Annotated in this window: 21 protein-coding genes; 12 read left to right on the top strand and 9 right to left on the bottom strand. The window is 69.6% G+C overall.

Annotated features, from left to right (window positions below; genetic code table 11):
- Positions 1–4: 4 nt before the first annotated feature.
- Complete coding sequence (locus JNUCC0626_RS08615; protein ID WP_394619144.1) at positions 5–781, top strand: alpha/beta hydrolase; 777 nt, start codon at positions 5–7, stop codon at positions 779–781.
- Here JNUCC0626_RS08615 and JNUCC0626_RS08610 read toward each other — a convergent pair.
- Entirely contained in the window at positions 765–1,796 is a 1,032-nt protein-coding gene (locus tag JNUCC0626_RS08610; RefSeq protein WP_394619143.1) for a LacI family DNA-binding transcriptional regulator, read from the bottom strand. The two genes, JNUCC0626_RS08615 and JNUCC0626_RS08610, sit on opposite strands and share 17 nt — an antisense overlap.
- A 135-nt stretch (positions 1,797–1,931) precedes the next feature.
- Between JNUCC0626_RS08610 and JNUCC0626_RS08605 the strand changes: the two genes are divergently transcribed.
- Genes JNUCC0626_RS08605 through JNUCC0626_RS08595 form a run of 3 tightly spaced genes read left to right on the top strand, consistent with a single transcriptional unit; the run spans position 1,932 to position 4,706 of the window.
- Positions 1,932–2,945, top strand: coding sequence for a sugar ABC transporter substrate-binding protein (locus JNUCC0626_RS08605; protein ID WP_394619142.1), 1,014 nt, complete (start codon positions 1,932–1,934; stop codon positions 2,943–2,945).
- A gap of 4 nt (positions 2,946–2,949) precedes the next feature.
- Positions 2,950–3,948: an ABC transporter permease gene (locus JNUCC0626_RS08600; RefSeq protein ID WP_394619141.1), complete on the top strand. Its 999-nt coding sequence runs from the start codon at positions 2,950–2,952 to the stop codon at positions 3,946–3,948.
- Complete coding sequence (locus tag JNUCC0626_RS08595) at positions 3,945–4,706, top strand: ATP-binding cassette domain-containing protein (RefSeq protein WP_394619140.1); 762 nt, start codon at positions 3,945–3,947, stop codon at positions 4,704–4,706. Before JNUCC0626_RS08600 ends, JNUCC0626_RS08595 begins: the two co-directional genes overlap by 4 nt.
- Here JNUCC0626_RS08595 and JNUCC0626_RS08590 read toward each other — a convergent pair.
- Positions 4,675–5,034 (bottom strand): YybH family protein, encoded by a 360-nt coding sequence (locus JNUCC0626_RS08590; RefSeq protein WP_394619139.1) that lies wholly within the window; start codon positions 5,032–5,034, stop codon positions 4,675–4,677. The two genes, JNUCC0626_RS08595 and JNUCC0626_RS08590, sit on opposite strands and share 32 nt — an antisense overlap.
- 24 nt (positions 5,035–5,058) lie before the next feature.
- On the opposite strand from JNUCC0626_RS08590, the gene JNUCC0626_RS08585 reads away from it, so the two are divergent.
- The gene (locus tag JNUCC0626_RS08585; RefSeq protein ID WP_394619138.1) at positions 5,059–5,400 is read left to right on the top strand and encodes a winged helix-turn-helix transcriptional regulator; all 342 of its coding nucleotides are present in this window, start codon (positions 5,059–5,061) and stop codon (positions 5,398–5,400) included.
- Here the strand turns inward: JNUCC0626_RS08585 and JNUCC0626_RS08580 are convergent.
- Genes JNUCC0626_RS08580 through hrpA form a run of 3 tightly spaced genes read right to left on the bottom strand, consistent with a single transcriptional unit; the run spans position 5,361 to position 11,247 of the window.
- Positions 5,361–6,782, bottom strand: a complete 1,422-nt coding sequence (locus JNUCC0626_RS08580) for an amidase (RefSeq protein ID WP_394619137.1) — start codon at positions 6,780–6,782, stop codon at positions 5,361–5,363. The genes JNUCC0626_RS08585 and JNUCC0626_RS08580 overlap by 40 nt on opposite strands.
- 42 nt (positions 6,783–6,824) lie before the next feature.
- Positions 6,825–7,364, bottom strand: coding sequence for a hypothetical protein (locus JNUCC0626_RS08575; protein ID WP_394619136.1), 540 nt, complete (start codon positions 7,362–7,364; stop codon positions 6,825–6,827).
- 16 nt (positions 7,365–7,380) lie between these two features.
- Positions 7,381–11,247 (bottom strand): ATP-dependent RNA helicase HrpA, encoded by a 3,867-nt coding sequence (hrpA, locus tag JNUCC0626_RS08570; protein ID WP_394619135.1) that lies wholly within the window; start codon positions 11,245–11,247, stop codon positions 7,381–7,383.
- A gap of 214 nt (positions 11,248–11,461) precedes the next feature.
- Between hrpA and JNUCC0626_RS08565 the strand changes: the two genes are divergently transcribed.
- From JNUCC0626_RS08565 to JNUCC0626_RS08555, 3 genes are all read left to right on the top strand, one after another.
- Complete coding sequence (locus JNUCC0626_RS08565; protein ID WP_394619134.1) at positions 11,462–12,043, top strand: DUF4240 domain-containing protein; 582 nt, start codon at positions 11,462–11,464, stop codon at positions 12,041–12,043.
- 272 nt (positions 12,044–12,315) lie between these two features.
- The gene (locus JNUCC0626_RS08560; protein WP_394619133.1) at positions 12,316–12,858 is read left to right on the top strand and encodes a DUF4240 domain-containing protein; all 543 of its coding nucleotides are present in this window, start codon (positions 12,316–12,318) and stop codon (positions 12,856–12,858) included.
- On the top strand, positions 12,858–13,184 hold the full coding sequence (locus JNUCC0626_RS08555; protein ID WP_394619132.1) for a hypothetical protein: 327 nt from the start codon (positions 12,858–12,860) through the stop codon (positions 13,182–13,184). Before JNUCC0626_RS08560 ends, JNUCC0626_RS08555 begins: the two co-directional genes overlap by 1 nt.
- Positions 13,185–13,231: 47 nt before the next feature.
- Here the strand turns inward: JNUCC0626_RS08555 and add are convergent, their stop codons facing one another.
- The 3 genes from add to JNUCC0626_RS08540 all read right to left on the bottom strand — a co-directional run bounded on the left by add (position 13,232) and on the right by JNUCC0626_RS08540 (position 15,662).
- Entirely contained in the window at positions 13,232–14,227 is a 996-nt protein-coding gene (gene add, locus JNUCC0626_RS08550) for an adenosine deaminase (RefSeq protein WP_394619131.1), read from the bottom strand.
- Between the two features lie 66 nt (positions 14,228–14,293).
- Positions 14,294–14,803 carry a hypothetical protein gene (locus tag JNUCC0626_RS08545; RefSeq protein WP_394619130.1) on the bottom strand — a complete coding sequence of 170 codons (510 nt, stop codon included), beginning with the start codon at positions 14,801–14,803 and terminating at the stop codon, positions 14,294–14,296.
- Positions 14,804–14,912: 109 nt separating this feature from the next.
- On the bottom strand, positions 14,913–15,662 hold the full coding sequence (locus tag JNUCC0626_RS08540) for an alpha/beta hydrolase (RefSeq protein ID WP_394619129.1): 750 nt from the start codon (positions 15,660–15,662) through the stop codon (positions 14,913–14,915).
- Between the two features lie 205 nt (positions 15,663–15,867).
- Between JNUCC0626_RS08540 and JNUCC0626_RS08535 the strand changes: the two genes are divergently transcribed.
- The 4 genes from JNUCC0626_RS08535 (at position 15,868) to JNUCC0626_RS08520 (ending at position 20,327) form a co-directional block, all read left to right on the top strand.
- A complete protein-coding gene (locus JNUCC0626_RS08535; protein WP_394619128.1) occupies positions 15,868–16,236 on the top strand; it encodes a DUF4180 domain-containing protein in 369 nt (122 codons plus the stop codon).
- A 51-nt stretch (positions 16,237–16,287) separates the two neighbouring features.
- The gene (locus JNUCC0626_RS08530) at positions 16,288–17,334 is read left to right on the top strand and encodes a threonine aldolase family protein (RefSeq protein WP_394619127.1); all 1,047 of its coding nucleotides are present in this window, start codon (positions 16,288–16,290) and stop codon (positions 17,332–17,334) included.
- Complete coding sequence (locus JNUCC0626_RS08525; protein ID WP_394619126.1) at positions 17,331–18,449, top strand: site-specific integrase; 1,119 nt, start codon at positions 17,331–17,333, stop codon at positions 18,447–18,449. The genes JNUCC0626_RS08530 and JNUCC0626_RS08525 overlap by 4 nt, the downstream gene beginning before the upstream one ends.
- Positions 18,450–18,815: 366 nt before the next feature.
- Entirely contained in the window at positions 18,816–20,327 is a 1,512-nt protein-coding gene (locus tag JNUCC0626_RS08520; RefSeq protein ID WP_394619125.1) for a M4 family metallopeptidase, read from the top strand.
- A 71-nt stretch (positions 20,328–20,398) separates the two neighbouring features.
- Here the strand turns inward: JNUCC0626_RS08520 and JNUCC0626_RS08515 are convergent, their stop codons facing one another.
- A complete protein-coding gene (locus JNUCC0626_RS08515) occupies positions 20,399–20,848 on the bottom strand; it encodes a YybH family protein (RefSeq protein WP_394619124.1) in 450 nt (149 codons plus the stop codon).
- Between the last annotated feature and the right edge of the window lie 59 nt (positions 20,849–20,907).

Raw genomic sequence — 20,907 nt, 5'->3', positions numbered from 1 at the left:
GGCGGTGCGGAGGGCGGTGTTGATCGTCGCGGCGGTCCTTGTCACCATCTTGGCCGTGGTCTTCACCTTCCAGCGCAAGCTCGTGTACTTCCCCTCCCCCGGCCCGGTGCCGTCCGCGGACGAGGTGCTGCCCGGCGGCCGTGACGTCCGGCTGGTGACGGCGGACGGTCTGATGCTGGACGGCTGGCACTTCGAACTGCCCGACGCGCCGGCGACGGTGATCGTGTTCCCGGGTAACGGCGGCAACCGCGAAGGACGTCTGTCGCTCGCACAGGGGCTGACGGCGCGTGGGTTGTCCGTGTTGTTGTTCGACTACCGCGGGTACGGCGGCAACCCGGGGCTGCCGTCGGAGGAGGGCCTGACCTACGACGCGCGGGCGGCGCTGGACCTGATCGACGGTCCGGTCGTGTACTTCGGGGAGTCGCTGGGGGCGGCGGTGGCGGCCGAGCTGGCGACGTTCCGGGCGCCGAAGGCGTTGGTGCTGCGCTCGCCGTTCACGTCGCTGGCGGCGGCCGGGTCGCACCACTACCCGTGGTTGCCGGTGCGGATGTTGTTGCAGGACAAGTACCCGGTGCTGGAACGGGTGTCCGGTGTGGACGTTCCGACGGTGGTGCTGCTGGGCACGAAGGACTCGGTCGTGCCGCCCGCGCAGAGCCGTGAGGTGGCGTCCGCGGCACGGGCGGAGCTCGTCGAGATCGAGGGCGCGGACCACAACGACGAGGTGCTGGTGTCGGGGCCGCAGGTGATCGACGCGGTGGTGCGGGTCACCGCGCGGGGCTGATCTCGCCGGAGCCGCGCCGCACGAGCGTCGCGGGGACGATGGCGTGCACGGGCGGTGAGGTGTCGCCGTCGACGCGGGCCAGGACGAGTTCGGCGGCTTTGCGGCCGATGCCGGGCACGTCCTGGCGCACGACGGTGACCGCGGGGTCGAGCAGGTCGGCGAGCGGGAAGTCGTCGAAGCCGATGACGGCGACACGGCGGTGCAGCTCTCGCGCGCGCAGTACCCGCAACGCGCCGACGGTGACGAGGTTCTGGGCGGTGAACAACGCCGTGGGTGGCCGGTCGAGGTCGAGCAGCGCGGCGGTGGCGGTTTCGGCGAGGTCGGCGCCGTGCAGGTCGCCGCGGACGAGTTCGGGGCGCAGCGCGACGCCGGCGCGGGCGAGGCCTTCGAGGTAGCCGGTGTAGCGCTCCTGGCTGGTCCACAGGGTGCGGCGGTCGCCGAGGAACGCGATGTCGCGGTGCCCGAGGGCGGTCAGGGACGTCACGGCGTCGCGGGCGCTGTCGCGGTTGGTGGTGGTGACGCAGTCGGTGCCGCCGAAGGTGGGTGGCCGGTCGACGAGCACCATCGGGGTGCCGCGTTCGCGTTCGTGCTGCAACGCGTCCTGGTGCCCGCCGGCGGCCATGACGACGAGGGCGTCGACGCGGCGCGCGGACAGTGAGAGCAGCAGTTCGCGTTGCAGGGTGCGGTCGTCCTCGTTGCTGCCGGCGAGGACGAGGACGCCGTGGCGGCGGGCGTGGTCCTCGACGGCGCGCAGCAGGGCGGCGTCGAAGGGGTTGGAGAGGTCCTCGAACAGCACGCCGATGGTGGCGCTGCGCCGGTCGGAGCGGCGCAGGCTGCTGGCGGTGAGGTTGGGCCGGTACCCCAGGGTGCGGGCGGCGGCGCGGACGCGGTCGGTGACCTCGGCCCCGGCGCCGGGCAGGCCGTTGATGACGCGGCTGACGGTCTTGGTGCTGACCTTCGCCAGCGCGGCGACGTCGCGCATGGTCGGTTCACGTCTGCCCGCTGCGGGATCCATGCACACGTCCTTGGCCTCTTGCGTCAACGATGACGCAAACGGTATACCCGATCGATATCACGCGTAGCCGCTCTTCCGTTACTCACGGTGATACAGCGGAGGGCCGGATACGTCAACGTTGACGTAGGAGTTGTCATGCGCAGAACGGTCGGGGTTTTCAGCGCAGCGGCGTTGCTCGCGCTCACCGCGTGCGGAGGCGGTGGCTCGTCCGGCGGCGGTTCGACGCTGGTGGGACTGGTGACGAAGACGGACACGAACCCGTTCTTCGTGAAGATGAAGGAGGGCGCGCAGCAGGCGGCGGGGCCCTCCGGGGTGACGGTGCAGTCGTTCGCGGGCAAGCAGGACGGCGACAACCAGACGCAGGTGGACGCGATCGAGAACCTGATCGCGTCGGGTGCGAAGGGCATCCTGATCACGCCGAGCGACTCGAAGGCGATCGTGCCGTCGGTGGACAAGGCGCGGGCGGCGGGTCTGCTGGTGATCGCGCTGGACACGCAGCTCGAACCCGCGGACGCCGCGGACGCGACGTTCGCGACGGACAACTACAAGGCGGGGCTGCTGATCGGGCAGTGGGCGAAGGCGAAGTTCGCCGCCGAGAACAAGCAGGCGAAGATCGCGTTGCTGGACCTCAACCCGAACCAGGTGTCGGTGGACGTGCAGCGCGACCAGGGTTTCCTGGAGGGCTTCGGCGTCGACGTGAAGGACAAGACCCGAATCGGGGACGAGTCCGATCCCCGGATCGTGGGACACGACGTGACCGACGGTGACCCGTCGGGTGGTCGGCGGGCGATGGAGAACCTGCTGCAGAAGGACCCGTCGATCAACCTGGTCTACACGATCAACGAACCGGCGGCGGCGGGCGCGTTCGAGGCGTTGAAGGCGGCGGGCAAGGAGAAGGACGTCACGATCGTCTCGGTCGATGGCGGCTGTCCCGGGGTGAACAACGTCAAGGCCGGGGTGATCGGCGCGACGTCGCAGCAGTACCCGCTGAAGATGGCGCAGCTCGGCGTGGAGGCGATCGCGAAGTTCGCGAAGGACGGGTCGAAGCCGTCGAACACGGACACGGGCGTGACGCTGGTGACCGACCAGCCGGCGACCGGCGTCGAGTCGAAGGACTCGGCGTGGGGCCTGCAGAACTGCTGGGGCTGATCGCATGGCCGTGGTGGAGTCCCGGGAACGCTCACCGCTGACGCGCCTTCAGCACCTGCTGCACGCGCAGGCGACGATCGGGCCGGCGGTGGTGCTGCTGGTGGCGGTGATCGTGTTCGCGGTGCTGTCCGAGCGGTTCCTGACGCCGGGCAACATCTCGTTGATCCTGCAGCAGGTGGCGGTGGTGGGCACGCTCGCGGTCGGGCAGACGATCGTGATCCTGACGGCGGGCATCGACCTGTCGTGCGGGGCGATCATGGTGCTGACCTCGATCGTCATGGCGAAGGTGGCGGCGGAGACGGGGCTGCCGGGGTTGCCCGCGCTGCTGCTGGGGTTCGTCGTGGGCACGCTGTGCGGGTTGCTCAACGGCCTGCTGGTGACGCGGCTGAAGCTGCCGCCGTTCATCGTCACGCTGGGCACGTTGAACGTGTTCTTCGCGCTGAACCTCTGGTACTCGGGCAGTGCGACGATCCGCGGCACGGACATGCCGTCGTTGCTGCTGTGGACGGGTCAGACGTTCACCGTGTTCGGCACACGCGTCACCTACGGCTCGGTGATGCTCGTGTTGTTGGTGGGCGTGATGGCGTTCGTGCTGAAGAACACCGCGTGGGGCCGGCACGTGTACGCGACCGGTGACGACGTCGAGGCCGCGCGCCTGTCCGGTATCCGCACGACGCGCGTGCTGATCGGCGTGTACGCGACGGCGGGGTTGATCTACGCGCTGGCGGCGTGGACGTTGATCGGCCGCATCGCCTCGGCGAGCCCGCAGGCCGGTCAGACGGACAACCTGGACTCCATCACGGCGGTGGTGATCGGCGGGACGTCGCTGTTCGGCGGCCGCGGCGCGGTGGTGGGATCGCTGATCGGCGCGTTGATCGTCGGCGTGTTCCGCAACGGCCTCGCCTTGGCGGGCGTGGACGTGTTGTGGCAGACGATGGCGGTCGGCGTGCTGATCATCGTGGCGGTGTCGCTGGACCAGTGGATCAGGAAGGTCAGGTCATGACGGCGGTGTTGAGGGCGTCGGGCCTGGTCAAACGCTATGGGCGGGTGACCGCGCTGGCGGGCTCGGACCTGGAGCTGCTGCCGGGCGAGATCCTCGCGGTGATCGGAGACAACGGCGCGGGCAAGTCGTCGCTGATCAAGGCGTTGTCGGGGGCGGTGGTGCCGGACGAGGGCGAGATCTTCCTCGACGGCTCCCCCGTGTCGTTCTCCACCCCGCTGGACGCGCGGCGGGCGGGGATCGAGACGGTGCACCAGTCGCTGGCGGTCGCGCCGTCGCTCGACATCGCCGCGAACCTGTTCCTGGGCCGCGAACGGCGCCGCAAGGGCGTGCTGGGGTCGGTGTTCCGGATGCTCGACCGGGCGGGCATGCGGGAGGAGGCGCGCCGGCAGCTCGACGCGCTGGGCATCATGACGATCCAGCACCCCGGCCAGGCCGTGGAGACGTTGTCGGGTGGTCAGCGCCAGGCCGTGGCGGTGGCGCGCGCGGCGGCGTTCGGCAGCCGGGTGGTGATCATGGACGAGCCGACGGCGGCGCTGGGCGTGCGGGAGTCGCGCGCGGTGCTGGACCTGATCCTGCAGGTCCGGGAGCGTGGTCTGCCGGTGATCCTGATCAGCCACAACATGCCGCACGTGTTCGAGGTGGCCGATCGCATCCACATCCAGCGCCTGGGCCGCCGCATCGCCGTCGTCGACCCCGCTCAGGTGTCGATGTCGGACGCGGTGGCGATCATGACCGGGGCTCTGGAGCCGCCTGCCTAGTGCCGAAGGGGTTGTCGATCACGTACCGCCACCGGCCGTCCGCGCCCTTGCGTGCGACGTCGGTGGCCGTGCCGGTGATGTCGCCGATGGTCCAGTCGACGATGAGCAGGGCGATGCCGTCGTGTTCGTAGACGTGCCTGGGTCGGACGTCGATGGGCAGGCCGAGGTCGAGGAACCGCTGGTTGGCGTCGCGGCGGTGCTGTCCGGTGAGGGTGGTGCCAGGGTGGGGCACGAACAGGCCCGACGGCTCGTACACGGCGTCGACGGCCTCGGCGTCGCGGGAGTTGAAGGCGGCGGCGAAGGCGTGGGCGACACTGGAGGGGTGCATGCCGACAGCGTTGCGTTCGCTTCCGTGGGTCACCAAACGGTGACGTGGGACCGCCCGAGTGCCGACTGCCCGGTGGAGGTGGCGTTGGCGGCGATCAGCGGCCGGTGGGCGACGCTGGTGTTGCGGGACCTGATGCACGGGCCGAAGTCGTTCTCGGCGTTGCGGGCGGGGTTGCCGTCGTTGAGCGCGAAGGTGCTGACCGAGCGGCTGGAGTCGTTGGTGGCGCAGGGGTTGGTGTTGTGCCACCGCTCCCCCGGTTTCCCGGTGCGCACGTCCTACTCGTTGACGGCGGCCGGGTTGGCGTTGCGGCCGTTGCTGGTGGAGCTCTACCGCACGGGTGAGGCGGTGCTGGAGGCGCGGGGCTGAGGTGCCCGGAAGCCGCCGAGGTCGGGTTCGAGCAGTTCGGCGAGCTTGAGCGGGGTGCGGTCCTCGAACATCGGGCCGATGAGCTGGACGCCGACCGGCAGGTCCTGGTTCTGGCCCGCGGGGATGGCGGTGGCGGGCAGGCCGGGCATGGTGGCCAGCCCTGCCCAGGCGAGTTGGTCGAAGTACGGGTGCTGCCGGCCGTCGATGTCGATCTTGCGTGCCATGACGTCGGGGTGGTGGTCGTGCGGGAACGCCGGTGTGGGCGTGATCGGGCTGATGACGACGTCGTAGGTGGCGAAGAATTCCCGCCAGGAGTGGCGGTGGTGTTCGCGGCGGGCGTTGATCGCGAGCCACTCGTGGTGGCTGAGTTCCAGCTCGTGCAGCTGTTTCTCGTCGATCTCGAACCGTGCGACCGAGCCGGAGTACAGCAGTCGCGTGTAGACGGTGGCGGCGTCGGCGAGGTCGGGCAGCAGCGGGCTGTGCCGGTCGACGCGGGCTCCGGCGCTGGTGAGCGCGTCCGCGACTCGGTGCACGGCGGCCCGGACCGCTGCCGAGGTGGGGATGAGCGGGTGGTCGTCGAGCACCAGGACGCGGAAGCCGCTGATCCGGTCGTGGCGGGGTGGCGGCAGCGTGAGGGTGTAGGCCTTGCCGTGGGTGAGTGGGTCTGGTCCGGCCATGACGTCGAGCAGGAGGGTGAGGTCGCGGGCGCTGCGGGCCATGGGGCCGACGACGGCGAGGTCGTGCTCGGCCGGGGACGGCGGGCCGGGTGGTGCGCCCATGCCTCGGGTCGCCGCGACGCCGAGGGTGGGTTTGTGGGCGTAGACGCCGCAGAAGTGGGCGGGCGTGCGCAGGGATCCGCCGAGGTCGGAGCCGATGGACAGGGCGCCGAACCCGCATGCCAGCGCCGCCGCGGACCCGCCGGAGGAACCGCCTGGGGTGCGGTCGGGGTCCCAGGGGTTGCGGGTGGTGCCGTGCAGGTCGTTGAAGGTCTGGATGTCCTGCAGTCCCAGAGGGACGGTGGTCTTGCCGAGGATCACCGCGCCCGCCTGCTTGAGCCGGGTGACCTGGACGGCGTCCGCGGCGGGGTGGTGGTCGCGGTGCTCGGGCATGCCCCACGTCGTGGGCAGGCCGGCGAGGTCGTAGCACTCCTTGACCGTCACGGGGATGCCGAGCAGGGGCTGGTCCTCGCCTCGGGCACGGGCCTGGTCGGCGTGGCGTGCGGCGGCGCGGGCGCGGTCGAAGTCGGGTGCGCAGATCGCGTTGACGGCGTGGTCGTCGCGTTCGATGCGGGCGATCGCCTCGTCGGTCAGCTGCTCGGAGGTGACGTCACCGGCGCGCAGGGCGGCGGTGAGGGCCGTGGCGGTGTGCAGGCTCCAGTCCATGTTCCTGACCGTATTTGCCCAGCTCTGGAGCCATAAAATCCGTTATCGGGCAAGCTCTCGCAGCACTGTTTCCAGGGGTGCGATGAGGTTGCGCGACGCTTTGAGTTCGTCGGACACCAGCGCGGTCGTGGTGTTGACGCGACGCCAGAACTGGCCCTGCACGGGGATCTCGACGAGCTTGAGGTTGAACACGGGCGGGTGGCCGAGTTCGGTGGTGAGTTGCTCGACGATCTCCCGGAGCACCTCGGACATGTCGGCGCGGGCGTTGTCGCGCAACCGGGACTGCTCGGGTGAGGTGAAGTCGGGTCGCCACTGCCGGTGGGCCGCGTGCAGGTGTTCAGGCACGCCGATGGGCGGTCTGCCTCCGCCGCCGGTGATGAGCGATTCGTTCCACCACCGGTCCCACCCCGACCCGAACGTCTCCGGCACGTACACGTCGTGCAGGCGGTCGACGGGCGGGTACAGGGGTGGGATGGCGTCGGCGGTGGGGGTGCTGACGCCGAGGGCGTCACGGACGTAGAGCACGAAGGTGTCCGCGCCGCCGCTGGACACCTGCCACGTGGAATCCCCAGGAAAGTGCATGTGCCACGGTAGCGGCCTACAACGGCACGGCGTCGAGCGCTTTGAAGATCCGCTTGTCGCTGACGGTGTAGCGGGTCTTGATGGTCTGGGCGAAGTAGGACAGCCGCAGTTCCTCGATCATCCACCGGATCTCGTCGAGTTCGGGCGCGGGTTCGTCGGGCGGGGTCTGCGAGCGCAGGTCCCGGTACTCGGCGTGGACCTGGTGGACCTTGTCGGTCCAGTCGAGGTCGCGGCGCGGGTTCTCGGGGATCTTCTCGATCCGCCGCGACACGCCCTTGAGGTACCGGACCAGGTCCGGCAGCCGGTCGTAACCCGTGTGCGTAACGAAACCCTTGTACACCAACGAGTTGAGGTGTGCGCGGATGTCGTTGGCCGAGTCGGGGGCTCCCTTGAGGCCGGAGAGCTTCAACTCCGCCTCGTGGTGGGCTTCCAGGACCTTGCGGACCTCCTGCACGACGACCCAGGTGGTGTCGTTGAGCGCGGCCTGCACCTTCTTCAGTTGGGCGGCGTAGGCCTTGGCGTCCCAGGCGGGGTCGCCCATGAGGCGGTCGACGGCGGCCATGATGCAGTCCGCGAGCAGGGCCGCGACGCCGCCGTGGGGGTTGCGGGTGAGGGCGAGTTTGGCGGCGTTGTCGAGGTGGCGTTGCAGGTGCTTGACCGGTGAGTTGACGCCGAGCAGCAGGAGTCTGCGCACGCCGCGGCGGTGGGCGTGGGCCTGGCGTCCGGGGGTGTCGAGGACCTTGATCGCGACGGTCTCGCCCTGGTCGAGCAGCGACGGGTAGGCGGTGACGGTGATGCCGGACTGCCGTTGCTCGATGGTGCGGGGCAGCGCGTCGAAGTCCCAGGTGGTGAGGCCGGTGCGTTCGAGGTGCCCGGCGGCCTGGGACAGCGATTCGCGGACCTCGTCGCGCAGTTTCTCCTTGAGGGCGGCGATGTCCTTGCCTTCGGCGAGGGTGCGGTTCTGCTCGTCGACGACCTGGAAGGTGAGCTTGAGGTGGTCGGGGACGGCGTCGAACTGCCAGTCCTCGCGGTGCACGGTGACACCGGTGAGGGCTTTGAGTTCGCGTTCCACACCGCCGAGCAACGACGTGTCGCCGGGCTTGATGCGGGCGAGCACGGCGGTGGCCACGTCGGGGACGGGCACGAAGTTGCGGCGGATCTGCTTGGGCAGGCTGCGGATCAGCGCGACGACGAGGTCGTGGCGCAGGCCCGGGATCTGCCAGGAGAACGCGTCGTCGTCCAGCGTGGTGAGCGCCGGGAGCGGGAGTTGGACGGTGACGCCGTCGTTCTTGGTGCCGGGTTCGAAGTGGTAGCTCAGCGGCAGCGTGAGCTCACCTTGGCGCCACTGGTCGGGGTAGGCGTCGGGGGTGATGTCGGCGCGGTCGTTGACCAGCATGTCCTTGGTGAAGGTGAGCTGGTTCTTGTCCTTCTGCTTCTTCCACCACGAGTCGAAGTGCCGCGCGGAGACGACCTCGGGGGCGACGCGTTTGTCGTAGAAGTCGAACAGGGTCTCTTCGTCGACGACGATGTCGCGGCGGCGGGCCCGGTTCTCGAGTTCGCCGACCTCGTCGAGCATCGCGCGGTTGGTGTGGAAGAACCGGTGGTGGGTGGTCCACTCGCCCTGCACGAGGGCGTGGCGGATGAACAGCTCACGGGAGAGTTCGGGGTCGATGCGGCCGTAGTTGACCTTGCGTCCGGCGACGATCGGCACCCCGTAGAGGGTGACCTTCTCCAGCGCGACGACGCTGCCGCGTTTGGTTTCCCAGTGCGGTTCGCTGTACTGGCGTTTGACAACGTGTTCGCCGAGGCGTTCGGCCCACTCGGGTTCGATCTTGGCGACGATGCGGCCCCACAGGCGGCTGGTCTCGACGAGTTCGGCGGCCATGACCCACTGCGGTGGTTTCTTCGCCAGCGCCGAGCCGGGGAAGATCGCGAACTTGGCGTTGCGGGCGCCGAGGAACTCCGTGAGCGGCCGGCGTTTCTCGTTGGGGGCCTGCTTCTTGAGGACGTCCTTGACGCCGATGTGGCTGAGCAGACCGGACAGCAGCGCGATGTGGATGTTGCGGGGGTCGCCGGGCTGGTCGTTGACGTGCATGCCGATCTGCTTGGCGACCTGCCGCAGTTGCAGGTAGATGTCCTGCCACTCGCGCACGCGCAGGTAGTTGAGGAACTCGGCCTTGCAGCGCTTGCGGAACTGGTTGCCGGACAGTTCCTTCTGCTGTTCCTTGAGGTACTGCCAGAGGTTGAGGAACGTGACGAAGTCGGATTCCTTGTCGACGAACCGCGCGTGCTGCTGGGTCGCGGCCTCCTGCTGGTCGGCCGGGCGTTCGCGGGGGTCCTGGATGGACAGCGCCGCGGCGATGATCATGACCTCTTGCAGGCAGCCGGTGGTGTCGGCTTCGAGCACCATGCGGCCGAGGCGCGGGTCGACCGGGAGGGCGGCGAGTTTGCGGCCGGTGGCGGTGAGTTTCTTCTCGGCGGCGTTGATGGCGCCGAGCTCTTGCAGCAGGCCGATGCCGTCGTTGATGTTGCGGGAGTCCGGCGGGTCGATGAAGGGGAACTTCGCGACGTCGCCGAGGCCGATGTTGGTCATCTGCAGGATGACGCTGGCGAGGTTGGTGCGCAGGATCTCCGCGTCGGTGAACTCCGGGCGTGCCTCGAAGTCCTCTTCGGAGTACAGGCGGATGCAGATGCCTTCGCTGACGCGGCCGCAGCGGCCCTTGCGCTGGTTCGCGGACGCCTGGCTGATGGGTTCGATGGGCAGGCGCTGGACCTTGAGGCGGTGGCTGTAGCGGGAGATGCGCGCGTTGCCGGGGTCGACGACGTACTTGATGCCGGGCACGGTGAGGCTGGTCTCGGCGACGTTGGTGGCGAGCACGATCCTGCGGCCGGTGTGCCGTTGGAACACCCGGTGCTGCTCGCCGACGCTGAGTCGCGCGTAGAGCGGGAGGATCTCGGTGTTTTTCAGGTCCTCGGCTTTGAGGGCGTCGGCGGTGTCGCGGATCTCGCGTTCACCGGACAGGAACACCAGGACGTCGCCGGCGCCTTCGGCCTGCAGTTCGTGGACGGCGTTGATGATGCCCTGGGTCTGGTCGTCGTCCTCCTCGAGCGGCCGGTAGCGGGTCTCGACGGGGTAGGTGCGGCCGGAGACCTCGATGACCGGGGCGTTCTCGAAGTGCTGGCTGAAGCGCTGCGGGTCGATCGTGGCGGACGTGATGATGATCTTGAGGTCGGGCCGTTGCGGCAGCAGCTGCTTGAGGTAGCCGAGCAGGAAGTCGACGTTGAGGCTGCGTTCGTGCGCCTCGTCGATGATGATCGTGTCGTAGCGGCTCAGGGTGCGGTCGGTCTGGATCTCGGCGAGCAGGATGCCGTCGGTCATGAGCTTGACCAGCGTCTCGTCACCGGACTGGTCGGTGAACCGCACCTTGTACCCGATCGTGTCGCCGAGCTTGGTGCCGAGCTCCTCGGCGACACGCTCCGCGACCGTGCGGGCGGCGATCCTCCTGGGCTGGGTGTGCCCGATCTGGCCGGTGATGCCGCGGCCGAGTTCGAGGCAGATCTTGGGCAGCTGCGTCGTCTTGCCCGAGCCCGTCTCGCCGGCGACGATCACGACCTGGTTGGCCGCGATCAGCTCTTTGATGTCGTCCTTGCGCTGGCTGACGGGCAGCTCGGCGGGATAGCTGATCTTGGGAACGGACTCCCGGCGCAGCGCGACCTTGAGCGCGGCCTCGTCGATCTGGGCGGCGATCTCCTCGGTGATCTTCTTGCGCGCGAGCGGGTCCTTGACCCGGCGTGCGCCGTCGAGGCGCCTGGCGAGCCGGCGTTGATCACGCGGCGTGAGCTCGGGCAGGCGTTTGTGCAGTTCAGCGTGCGGGGTGTCCATTTGGGCTCAAGGATAGTCAGCCTCCGCCACTTCGTTCGCCTCAATAACCGTGTGCCGCGTCTCGGCCGCCGCCCCGGCCTGCCCGCTCCCCTGCTGTTGTTTCGCCCGCTTGTTTTACTTCTGGGCTCTCGTCGTTGCTCGCTCGCGTGTTTTCTTGGCTGCTCCGTCCGGCCGTCTCCCGGAATTGTCAGACCCTCCCGATAACGTCTGACGCATGGATCTCGACCTCTTCTGGGCCCTGCTGGACGAATCCGCTTGTGTGACCTCTGACCAGTCCGAACGTGCCGCTTGGCTGGTGTCGCGCCTGTCTTTGCTGCCCGCTTCCGACATTTGTGGCTTCGAGACTCTGTTAAGTGCCTCACGTGGCCGGGTGAACACGTTCTCACACTGGCACGCGGCTTATGTTCTGTGCGACGGATTGTGTTCCGCTGACCGTTTCTTCGCCTTCCAGTCGTGGCTGATCGGCCTGGGCCGCCCGGTCCTCGCCTCGGTCGCGTCGTGCCCGGACGCCCTCGCCGACGTCCCGGCTGTCCGCATCTTGCTGGCCGTGGGAGCGGAGTCGTGGCCGGATGCGGCGTGGCCGATGTGGGAGGAGCTGTCCGGGGTGGCGCGGCAGGCGTTCTTCACGGCGACGGGGCGTTCGCTGGACAACGCGCTGGCGATCCTGGGGCACGTGCCGGTGACGGACGCGGGGCCGTTCGGCGGCGAGGTGTGGGACCTGGACTCGCCGGTGGAGGCGGCGGTGCGGTTGCCGCGGCTGTGGGAACTGTCGGGAGGCGTGGAGGAGGCGGCCTGACGCGGCCTTCCCGCTTGCCGCAGGCCCGCCGTTTCTCCCTGCTGCGCTCCCCCACGCCCTCTCCCACCCTGTACTGATTCCCACCACCTCCCTGCAAAGCAAGCTCGGTCCTCGCCCTGGGGCTCTCCCGCAACCCCCACCTCCCGCCTCCGCACCGCCCGCCCCTGTGTCTTCAGCCCCCTCCCCAGCGCCCCGGCCGCTTCTCGCTGCTCTGACCTGCGGCGACAGCCGACCGTCCAAAATTGTCAGACCCCCTCGCTAGCGTCTGGGGCATGGACCTGAACGCGTTCTGGGTCCTGGTCGAGGCCTCCGCCGAGCAGGGGTCCGATCGGGACGTTCGGCGGGAGTGGCTGGCCGCCGCTCTGGCCGGGCTGCCTCCGAGTGAGGTGGTGGAGTTCGCGGTGCGGCTCGACGAGTTGCGGCGCCGGGTCGACACGTGGGCGTTGTGGCACGCGGCCACGGTGATCTACGGCGGGTATTGCGGCATGGACTCGTTCTTCTACTTCCAGCTGTGGCTCATCGGTTTGGGCCGGGAGGTGTTCGAGGGGGTGGCCGCCGATCCGGACGCCTTGGCGGACGTGCCGGAGGTGCGGGCGTTGGCGGCGTGCGGTGGCATGCACGCGTGGGGCGATGAGCGGTGGCCCGAGTGGGAGACGCTCGCCTACGTGGCCGCCGAGGTGGTGGGTGAGGGCGCGTTGCCGCCGGAGTTGTTGTCGGGTCCGGCGCCTGCTGGTGTGCCTTGGGATTTCGCTGACCCGGCGGAGATCGCCGCGCGGGTGCCGCGGTTGGGCTTGTTGTTCGGAAAGGTGGCGTGATGGACGTGCCGGTGGATGTGGTGGTGTGGCGGGCTCCGGGGCCGGGTTCGTTCGCGGAGGCGGCGGCGCGGTACGCGGAGTTGCGGTCGTCGCCGCTGGGCGCGTTCGATCCGGAGGTGGCGGCGTTCGTGCGCGAGTTACGCCGGACCTCGCCGGATCCTTCGTCCGCGGTGTCGTGGGACGAGGCGTTGACGGTGGGGGTGGACGCCGTGATCGTGCACGTGGTGTGGCCGGGCCGGCGGCAGGTGCTGGATCTGGTGGCGTTGCTGGCGTCGCGTCACGGGCTGGTGTGCTTCGAACCGGCCTGTCAGGTCGCGATGTCCTGAGGTGCTCCGGCTCGCGAGGTGGCGATGTCCTGACGCAGTCCGGCCTGTCAGGTCGCGATGTCCTGAGGCAGGCCGGCTCGCCAGGTGGCGATGTCCTGACGCAGCAGGGTTTTCGTGGTCTGCGGGGCGAACGAGGCGTCGACGGCGTTGGTGGCGATGCGCGCGAGGGTGTCGTCGTCGAGGCCGAGGTGTTCGCGCAGCAGGCGGTACTCGTCGGTGAGCGTGGTGCCGGTGGAGGCGGGGATGTCGGTGCTGAGCGTGACGGTCAGCCCGGCCGCGATGAGGTGTGGCAGCGGATGAGAGGAGACGGAGTCGACCAGTCCCAGTGCGACGTTGGACGACGGGCATGACTCGAGCGGGATCGCGCGGTCCCGCAGCAGGGCGACGACCTCGGGGTCTTCCAGCGCCCGGAACCCGTGACCGATGCGGTCGGCCAGCCCGACGGTGACGGCCTCGGCGACGCTGGCGGCCCCGCACGACTCGCCGGCGTGGTGCACGAGCCCGATGCCGGCGTCGCGGGCGGCGCGGAACACGTCGGCGAACGGGGTGAGCGGGTGGTCTTCCGCTCCGGCCGTGCCGATCGCCACGACGTGCGGGTGTGCCTGCGCGAGCCGCAACGAGTCCTGAAAACGCGCTACCGACCGCTTTCTGGGGTGGTCCACGATCACACGGCATTCGATGCCGTGGGCGGCCTGTCCTGCGGCGAGCCCGGACAACACCGCTTCGAGCGGCATGTCCGGATCACCGAGCCGTTCACCGTGCGCTGCGGCGGTGAACGTCACCTCGGCGTACCGGGTCCCCTGCGCTGCTTCCTCGGCGCAGAACTCGTACGCGATCCGGTGGAAGTCCTCGGCTCGCCGCAGGCAGTCCCGCACGGCCCCGTTGTGGGCGGCGAACCGCGCGAAGTCCGCGAAGGCGCCGACCTGCACCGCCGGCACGTCGACGCCGTAGCGCGCGGCGAGGTCGGCGAGGGTGTCCGCGCGGACGGTGCTCTCGAGGTGGACGTGCAGGTGGGCCTTGGGCAGTGCCGCGAGGTCGAGCATGATCGCGACGCTACCCAGGACCGCCGGACGCACGCCCGCGATTTACCGCCACGCGAGCGGCGGTGCTCAGGCGGCCGCTCGCACCAGGTCCTTCTGCTCGGCGATGAGCTGGACCAGGGTGGCGTGCTCCCGTTCGATCTCGGGAGTGACGACGTCGATCCGCAGCCTGATCAGCACCACCTGGTAGGTGAAGGACAGGACCTCGTAAGTGTTCGCGGGCGCCGCGTCGGTCTCGCCGTAGAGCTCGAGCAGGGCCATGACCAGCGAGTCGGCGCCGTCCTCCGGGTAGGCGGGATTGTCGTCGGAGTAGTCGGCGAGAAGCGCGCGGACCTCGGTCCGGTACCCGGCGGGCGAGCCGATCGTGGCGCGACCGGCCGCGGCGGCCTCGTCAGCCAGGTCGAGGGAGCGCCGCACGAAGTCGGCTATGGCGAGGTCGATCTCCGCCATGACGGTCTCGTCGTACGTCAGGACGTGCCGGATCGCTCGCAGCGAGAGCGCGAAGCACTGCCGTGGTGGCAGGTCGTCGACCAGGGGCCGTAGTTCGCGCATCTCGTAGTCCCACAGCAACATCTGCAACTCGCGATCTCAGGGGTTCGGGCTTTCACCGGCGGTGCGACCTTACCGAGGCCGTGCGGGTGCACCGGTTCACCCGAACCGGTGCACCTGGTGGCCGCCGCGGCCCGTTTTAGCGCGGGGCCGGGGTGGTCTCGCGGGCTCGGTCGGCGAGCCAGCGCACGGCGTCGGCGAGTTCGTGGGCCGGGACGTCGCCGTGCCCGCCGGGGTTGGCGTGCAGGGTTTTGCGGGGTGTGGCGAGGGCGTCGAACAGGGCGAGTCCTGCGGGGCGGGCGATGAGCTGGTCGTCCCACTGCAGCAGGAACCGCACCGGCACGGTGATCGACGCGGCGGCGGCCGTGAGGTGGTCGGCGGCGCCGAGGAGGCCGAACACGGCGGCGGCGACGCGGGGTTCGGCGGCGGTGAGCGGGATGCCGAGGGCACTGCCCATCGACACGCCCCAGAACCCGGCGCCGGGCAGGTGCGTGAACTCGGGCAGTCCGAGCAGCGCGTCGAGCGCGGAACGCCATTCGGGGATCGCGCGGGCTGCTTGCAGGGCGTTGTACTCGGCGACGAGCGGACCGGCGTCGGTGCCCGTGGTGATGCGGGCGCGGATCTCGATGGCGTAGTGGTCGTCGTCGGGGGTGCGGGGGCGGTCGCCGTGGCCGGGTGCGTCGAGGGTGACGACGGCGAGTCCGGCCTGGGCGCACGCGTGGGCTCGGGCGGTGATGCCGGGGGCTCGTTTGTGCTGGCCGCCGCCGTGGGCGCTCAGCAGCAGGCCGGTGGCGGTGCCGGGCGGGGTCCACAGGACGCCGGGGACACCGTCGTGGACGAAGTCCCGGCTGGTCACGCCGGAGACGGAGGTGGAGGTGGTGAAGTGCATGGTGGTTCGCCTTTCGGGACGCTGCTGGAGCGCTCCCGGGGCGACGCGCGGAACAGTGGCGTCAGGCCGTGGGATGGAGGGAGCGCCCATACGAGTTGACCGCGTTGATGGGACTCACCTCCTCTGGCCGATCGCGACGCCGATCACCCTAGCAACAGGTATTGGGCGCGACATCGGGTGTGGGGCGCGGCTAGGTTTCGGTGCCATGCCTGATGTTGTGCAGACGCGCCATGGCGCGACGGTGCTGATGTGCGCCGCGGACGGTCCGACGATCGGTGACGAGCAGTCCGCTGTGGACTTGATCGGCACGTTGTGGGGGCAGGACGTGCAGTGGATCGCGTTGCCCACGGGCCGGTTGTCGGAGGACTTCCTGGTGTTGCGCACGCGGGTGGCGGGCGCGGTGGTGCAGAAGTTCCAGCAGTACGGGTTCAAGGTCGCGGTGCTCGGGGACGTGGCGGAACAGGTGGCGGCGAGCACGGCGTTGCGCGACTTCGTCTACGAGTCCAATCGCGGGCGGCAGTTGTGGTTCGTGGCGGACGAGGCGGAGCTGGACGCGCGGCTCGGCGCGGCCTGACCACCGCGAACGGCTCTATTGCCATATACTTGCAATAGGTAGTGTCGCGGTATGGACGTTCGCCGCTCGTTGTCGCAGCACAGTGGTCCGCGCAAGTCGCCGTTCGAGGTGCTGCGCAGGCTGGCCGAGCACGTCACGCCCGACACGGGGCCGGAGGATCCGGTGCGGGAGTTGGAGGAACGGGTCGCGGGGCTGCTCGGCAAGCCGAAGGCGTTGTTCTTCCCGTCGGGGACGATGGCGCAGCAGGTGGCGTTGCGGGTGCACGCCGAACGGACGGGCCGTCAGGCGTTCGCCGGGCACCCGCAGTCGCATCTGCACGTGTGGGAGAACCAGGGCTACAACGCGTTGCACGGCCTGCGTTTTCACCCCGCGGGTGACCGCAACGAACTGATGGGCCTCGACGACCTGAAGGCGGTGCACGAGCCGTTGGCGGCGGTGGTGTTCGAACTGCCGCAGCGCGACATCGGCGGTGTGCTGCCGGAGTTCGGTGATCTCGCCACGCAGACGGCGTGGGCCAGAAGCACGGGTGCGGCGGCGCACTGCGACGGGGCGCGGTTGTGGGAGGCGCAGACCGGCTACGACGCGTCGCTGCCGGAGATCGCGACGTTGTTCGACACCGTGTACGTGTCGCTCTACAAAGGACTCGAAGGCGTGCGGGGCGCGGTCCTCGCCGGGGACGACGACACGATCGCGCAGGCCTCGGTGTGGCGGCGGCGGATGGGCGGGGCGCTGGTCGACGCGTGGCCGCTGGCGGCGATCGCCTTGATGGGCATGGACGTCAACCTGCCGCGCATGCACGAGTTCCGCGACCACGCCCAGGCCCTCGCGCACGCCATCAACGCAGACGGGTTCGCGCACACCGTGCCGGAGGTCCCGTCCACTCCCCTGTTCCACGTGCACTTGCCGATGTCACGCCACGACGCGCAACGGGCGGCACAGCACCTGCTGCAGGAGACGGGGATCAAGCTGTTCCTGTACGCCCGGTCGAACCCGGATCCGGGCCGCACCAGCTTCGAGGTGAGCGTGGGGATCAGCGGGCTGGAGTTCACGCCGCGCGAGGTGGCGGAGTTGATCAGAGGGCTACCATCGCGGGTGTGAGCCTGCCCGAACCCGTTGTGCACGCGCTGGTCAGGGTGTCGCACTCGGTGCTGATCGACGCCGGCGCGCTGCAGAGCGTGCGCGAGCGGTTCGACGACGAGCAGGCGGCGTCGCTGGGCACCTATCTGCGCAGCGCGCAGTCGCCGAACACGGTGCGCGCGTACCGGTCGGACTGGATCGCGTGGGCCGGGTGGTGCCAGGCGGAGGGCAGGCAGGCGTTGCCGGCGGATCCGCTGGACGTGGCGGTGTACCTGGCGGTCGCGGCGGACACGGTGAAGCCGGACGGGTCGCCCGCGTTCGGGGCGTCGACGCTGGAACGCAAGTCGGCGGCGATCGCGGCGGTGCACGCGGCGAACGGGTTGCCGAGCCCGACGCGCAGTGACGTGGTGCGGTTGACGTTGCGCGGTATCCGCCGCACCCGCAAGACGCAGCCCCAGCGCAAACGGCCGGTGCTGCTCGACACCCTGGAGGCGTTGCTCGCCGAACGCCCGCAGGACGGCCCGGCGCGCACGCGTGACGCGTTGCTGCTGCTGGTGGGGTTCGCGGGGGCACTCAGGCGTAGCGAGCTGGCGGCGATCGAGTTCGAGGACGTGTCGGTGGACGTGGATCCGCGCACGCACGAGCCGTTGCTGCTGATCCGGCTGGGGACGACGAAGACCGACCAGACGGGCCGTCATCAGCAGCAGGTGGTGCTGCCGCGCGGTAGTCGCAGGCCGACGTGCCCGGTGTGCGCGTTCGCGGACTGGTCCGACGTGCTCGACGGCAAGACTCTCGCCGAGACGGGCCTGCACCGCTGCCACGGGTTCCAGCAATCGGCACGGCGGGGCGCGGTGTTCCCGATCATCAACCGGCACGGCGGCGTGAGCGGCAAGGCGATGTCGGGGCGCGCGGTGGCGGAGCTGGTCAAGCGCTACGCGGTCAGGGCGGGGCTGGATCCGGCGTTGTTCGGCGGGCACTCGCTGCGGGCGGGGTTCGCGACGCAGGCCGCGCTGGGCGGGGCGAGTGACCGGGAGATCATGCGGCAGGGCCGGTGGACCAATCCGCGCACGGTGCACCGCTACATCCGCACGGCGAACCCCCTGGAGGACAACGCCGTGACCCGCCTGGGCCTGTGAATCTGTGACCCAGCTCTCACTCTGCGTAGTTAACTGTAAACAAGATCCCCTCCGGCAGGGCTGAGCCGGACGGCGCAGACCGTTAGGCCGGAAGAACGCGCGTACCGGGAAGTTTCCGTCGTGTTTCCACGCCGTTTGAGCTGCTCTTATGTCCCGCCATTCGGACAAAACCCGGGGTCCTGACCAGCGGCTCGGCGAAAATCGTGAATCGATCTCGCACTCTGGGAGTGGCTGGTCGCATGCACCCAGAGCAATACGATCACCACGCCCGGTCATCGACGATGGTCGGGCTGTTCCAACGGTGATCGACCCGGCACCCCTGTAACGCCGGAGCGATCACTCCCTGCACCGGAACAAGGAGCGTTCATGAAGCGCAAAACCCTGGGCATCACCACCGCCCTGGTGACCGGAGCGGCACTCGCCGCCACGGGCACGCTGGGAGCCAACGCCGCACCGCAGCCGAGGCCGCAAGAACAAGCTCTGCACGCGGCGGCCGAGCAGGCGGGGACGATCTCCTCCGCCCTCGGCCTGTCCGGCGGCGAACAACTCGTCCCCCGCGACGTCGTGCGCGACGCCGACGGCACCAATCACCTCCGCTTCGACCGCACCCTCAACGGCCTCAAGGTCATCGGCGGCGACCTCGTCGTCGCCCAGAAAGCCGGCCAGGTCACGAGCGTGACGAAGGCGTCCGAGGCCTCCCTCGCCGGCCTCGACACCTCCACGCCCACCACCGCCTCGAACGGCACGCTCGTCGTGTTCGCCGTCGACCGCACCCCCACCCTCGCGTGGGAAGCCGTCACGCACAGCGTCAAGGACGACCAGACGCCCAGCGAACTGCACACCTTCACCGACGCCCGCACCGGCGAGACGCTGCTGACCTACGACGGCGTGCACCACGTCGAAGGCACCGGCCAGTCCACCTACAGCGGCACCGTGCCCGTGAACACCACCCAGTCCGGCGCCACCTTCCAGCTCAAGGACCCCGCGCGCGGCAACCAGGCCGTCAACAACCTCAACAACGGCAGCGGCACCGGCACGCTGTTCACCGACGCCGACAACAAGTGGGGCAACGGCACCTACACCGACAAGGCCACCGCGGGCGTCGACGCCGCCTTCGGTGCCGCCAAGACCTGGGACTACTACAAGGAAGTCCACGGCCGCAACGGCATCAAGAACAACGGCCAGGGCGCCCTGAGCAAGGTCCACTACGGCAACAACTACAGCAACGCCTTCTGGACCGACTCCTGCTTCTGCATGACCTACGGCGACGGCGCCCAGAACCGCAACCCGCTGACCAGCATCGACGTCGCCGCCCACGAGATGAGCCACGGCGTCACCTCCGCCACCGCGGGCCTGATCTACTCCGGCGAGTCCGGCGGCCTCAACGAGGCCACCAGCGACATCTTCGGCTCCACCACCGAGTTCCACGCCGCCAACAGCGCCGACACCGGCGACTACCTGATCGGCGAGAAGATCAACATCCGGGGCGACGGCAAACCCCTGCGCTACATGGACAAGCCGTCCAAGGACGGCAAGAGCCTCGACTACTGGACCTCCAGCGCCGGCAGCGTCAACGTCCACTACTCCTCCGGCATCGCCAACCACTTCTTCTACCTGCTCGCCGAAGGCAGCGGCCAGAAGACCATCAACGGCGTCGCCTACGACTCCCCCACCATCGACGGCCAGCCCGTCACCGGCATCGGCCGCGCCAAGGCCGAGAAGATCTGGTACCGCGCCCTGACCACCAAGTTCACCTCCAGCACCAAGTACGCCGCCGCCCGCACCGGCACCCTCGCGGCCACCACCGACCTCTACGGCGCCTCGTCGCCCGAGTACGCGGCGGTCAACCGGGCCTGGGCCGCGGTCAACGTCAAGTAGAACTCCGCCGCCAGTAAGCGCCGGGGCCCGGACCGACCCCCTGCACGGTCCGGGCCCCGGCACATCCACGCCTAGGGCTCCAGATCGGTTGCCGCCAGGAACGACCCGTCCATGTGAAACGGCACCGAATCGTGCGCGTGCGTCACCAACCAGCGGCCGTCCCGCTTCTCCAGCCCCACCGTCGTGCGCATCCACATCGAGAAGCCCTCGGGGTAGCCGACCGGCACCGCCGCCAGCCGCGCCAACCCGTGCGCGAACGCCACCCCACCCGACACCACCACCGTCAGATCCCGGTACTCCAGGGTGATCGGCCCCTCGAACCCGGCCATCCACCCCGCCAGCGCCTCCACGTCCCGCGCGTCCAGCGGCGAGTTCCGCAGCGGCGGCGCCAACGTCGCGGTCACCACGTCCGGCGCGTAGCGGGCCACGATCCGCGCCGGATCACGCAGCCGCATACCCTCCTCGTGCTCGGCGAACGTCTCCCGGATCGCGGCCTCGTCCACCGTCAGCGTGCGAGTCATCTCAGTACCTCCGTCTCGAAGTGACACTCCGGTGTCGAGACACAGCCCGCGGTCTCGAC

Origin of the sequence: Lentzea sp. JNUCC 0626 (genome assembly GCF_043632865.1) — a bacterium.
Taxonomy (GTDB): Bacteria; Actinomycetota; Actinomycetes; order Mycobacteriales; family Pseudonocardiaceae; genus Lentzea.
Note: the sequence above shows the minus strand (reverse complement) of the source record. Positions and strands in the feature narration are given on the sequence as shown.

Excerpts from the sequence above, each read along its gene's own strand:
- JNUCC0626_RS08580 (WP_394619137.1), bottom strand. The coding sequence starts at position 6,782 with ATGGACTGGAGCCTGCACACCGCCACGGCCCTCACCGCCGCCCTGCGC.
- JNUCC0626_RS08530 (WP_394619127.1), top strand. The coding sequence starts at position 16,288 with ATGGACGTTCGCCGCTCGTTGTCGCAGCACAGTGGTCCGCGCAAGTCG.
- JNUCC0626_RS08590 (WP_394619139.1), bottom strand. The coding sequence starts at position 5,034 with ATGCACCCCTCCAGTGTCGCCCACGCCTTCGCCGCCGCCTTCAACTCC.
- JNUCC0626_RS08520 (WP_394619125.1), top strand. The coding sequence starts at position 18,816 with ATGAAGCGCAAAACCCTGGGCATCACCACCGCCCTGGTGACCGGAGCG.
- JNUCC0626_RS08540 (WP_394619129.1), bottom strand. The coding sequence starts at position 15,662 with ATGCACTTCACCACCTCCACCTCCGTCTCCGGCGTGACCAGCCGGGAC.
- add (WP_394619131.1), bottom strand. The coding sequence starts at position 14,227 with ATGCTCGACCTCGCGGCACTGCCCAAGGCCCACCTGCACGTCCACCTC.
- JNUCC0626_RS08575 (WP_394619136.1), bottom strand. The coding sequence starts at position 7,364 with ATGCACTTTCCTGGGGATTCCACGTGGCAGGTGTCCAGCGGCGGCGCG.
- JNUCC0626_RS08535 (WP_394619128.1), top strand. The coding sequence starts at position 15,868 with ATGCCTGATGTTGTGCAGACGCGCCATGGCGCGACGGTGCTGATGTGC.
- JNUCC0626_RS08610 (WP_394619143.1), bottom strand. The coding sequence starts at position 1,796 with ATGGATCCCGCAGCGGGCAGACGTGAACCGACCATGCGCGACGTCGCC.
- JNUCC0626_RS08565 (WP_394619134.1), top strand. The coding sequence starts at position 11,462 with ATGGATCTCGACCTCTTCTGGGCCCTGCTGGACGAATCCGCTTGTGTG.
- JNUCC0626_RS08555 (WP_394619132.1), top strand. The coding sequence starts at position 12,858 with ATGGACGTGCCGGTGGATGTGGTGGTGTGGCGGGCTCCGGGGCCGGGT.
- JNUCC0626_RS08595 (WP_394619140.1), top strand. The coding sequence starts at position 3,945 with ATGACGGCGGTGTTGAGGGCGTCGGGCCTGGTCAAACGCTATGGGCGG.
- hrpA (WP_394619135.1), bottom strand. The coding sequence starts at position 11,247 with ATGGACACCCCGCACGCTGAACTGCACAAACGCCTGCCCGAGCTCACG.
- JNUCC0626_RS08515 (WP_394619124.1), bottom strand. The coding sequence starts at position 20,848 with ATGACTCGCACGCTGACGGTGGACGAGGCCGCGATCCGGGAGACGTTC.
- JNUCC0626_RS08605 (WP_394619142.1), top strand. The coding sequence starts at position 1,932 with ATGCGCAGAACGGTCGGGGTTTTCAGCGCAGCGGCGTTGCTCGCGCTC.
- JNUCC0626_RS08600 (WP_394619141.1), top strand. The coding sequence starts at position 2,950 with ATGGCCGTGGTGGAGTCCCGGGAACGCTCACCGCTGACGCGCCTTCAG.
- JNUCC0626_RS08560 (WP_394619133.1), top strand. The coding sequence starts at position 12,316 with ATGGACCTGAACGCGTTCTGGGTCCTGGTCGAGGCCTCCGCCGAGCAG.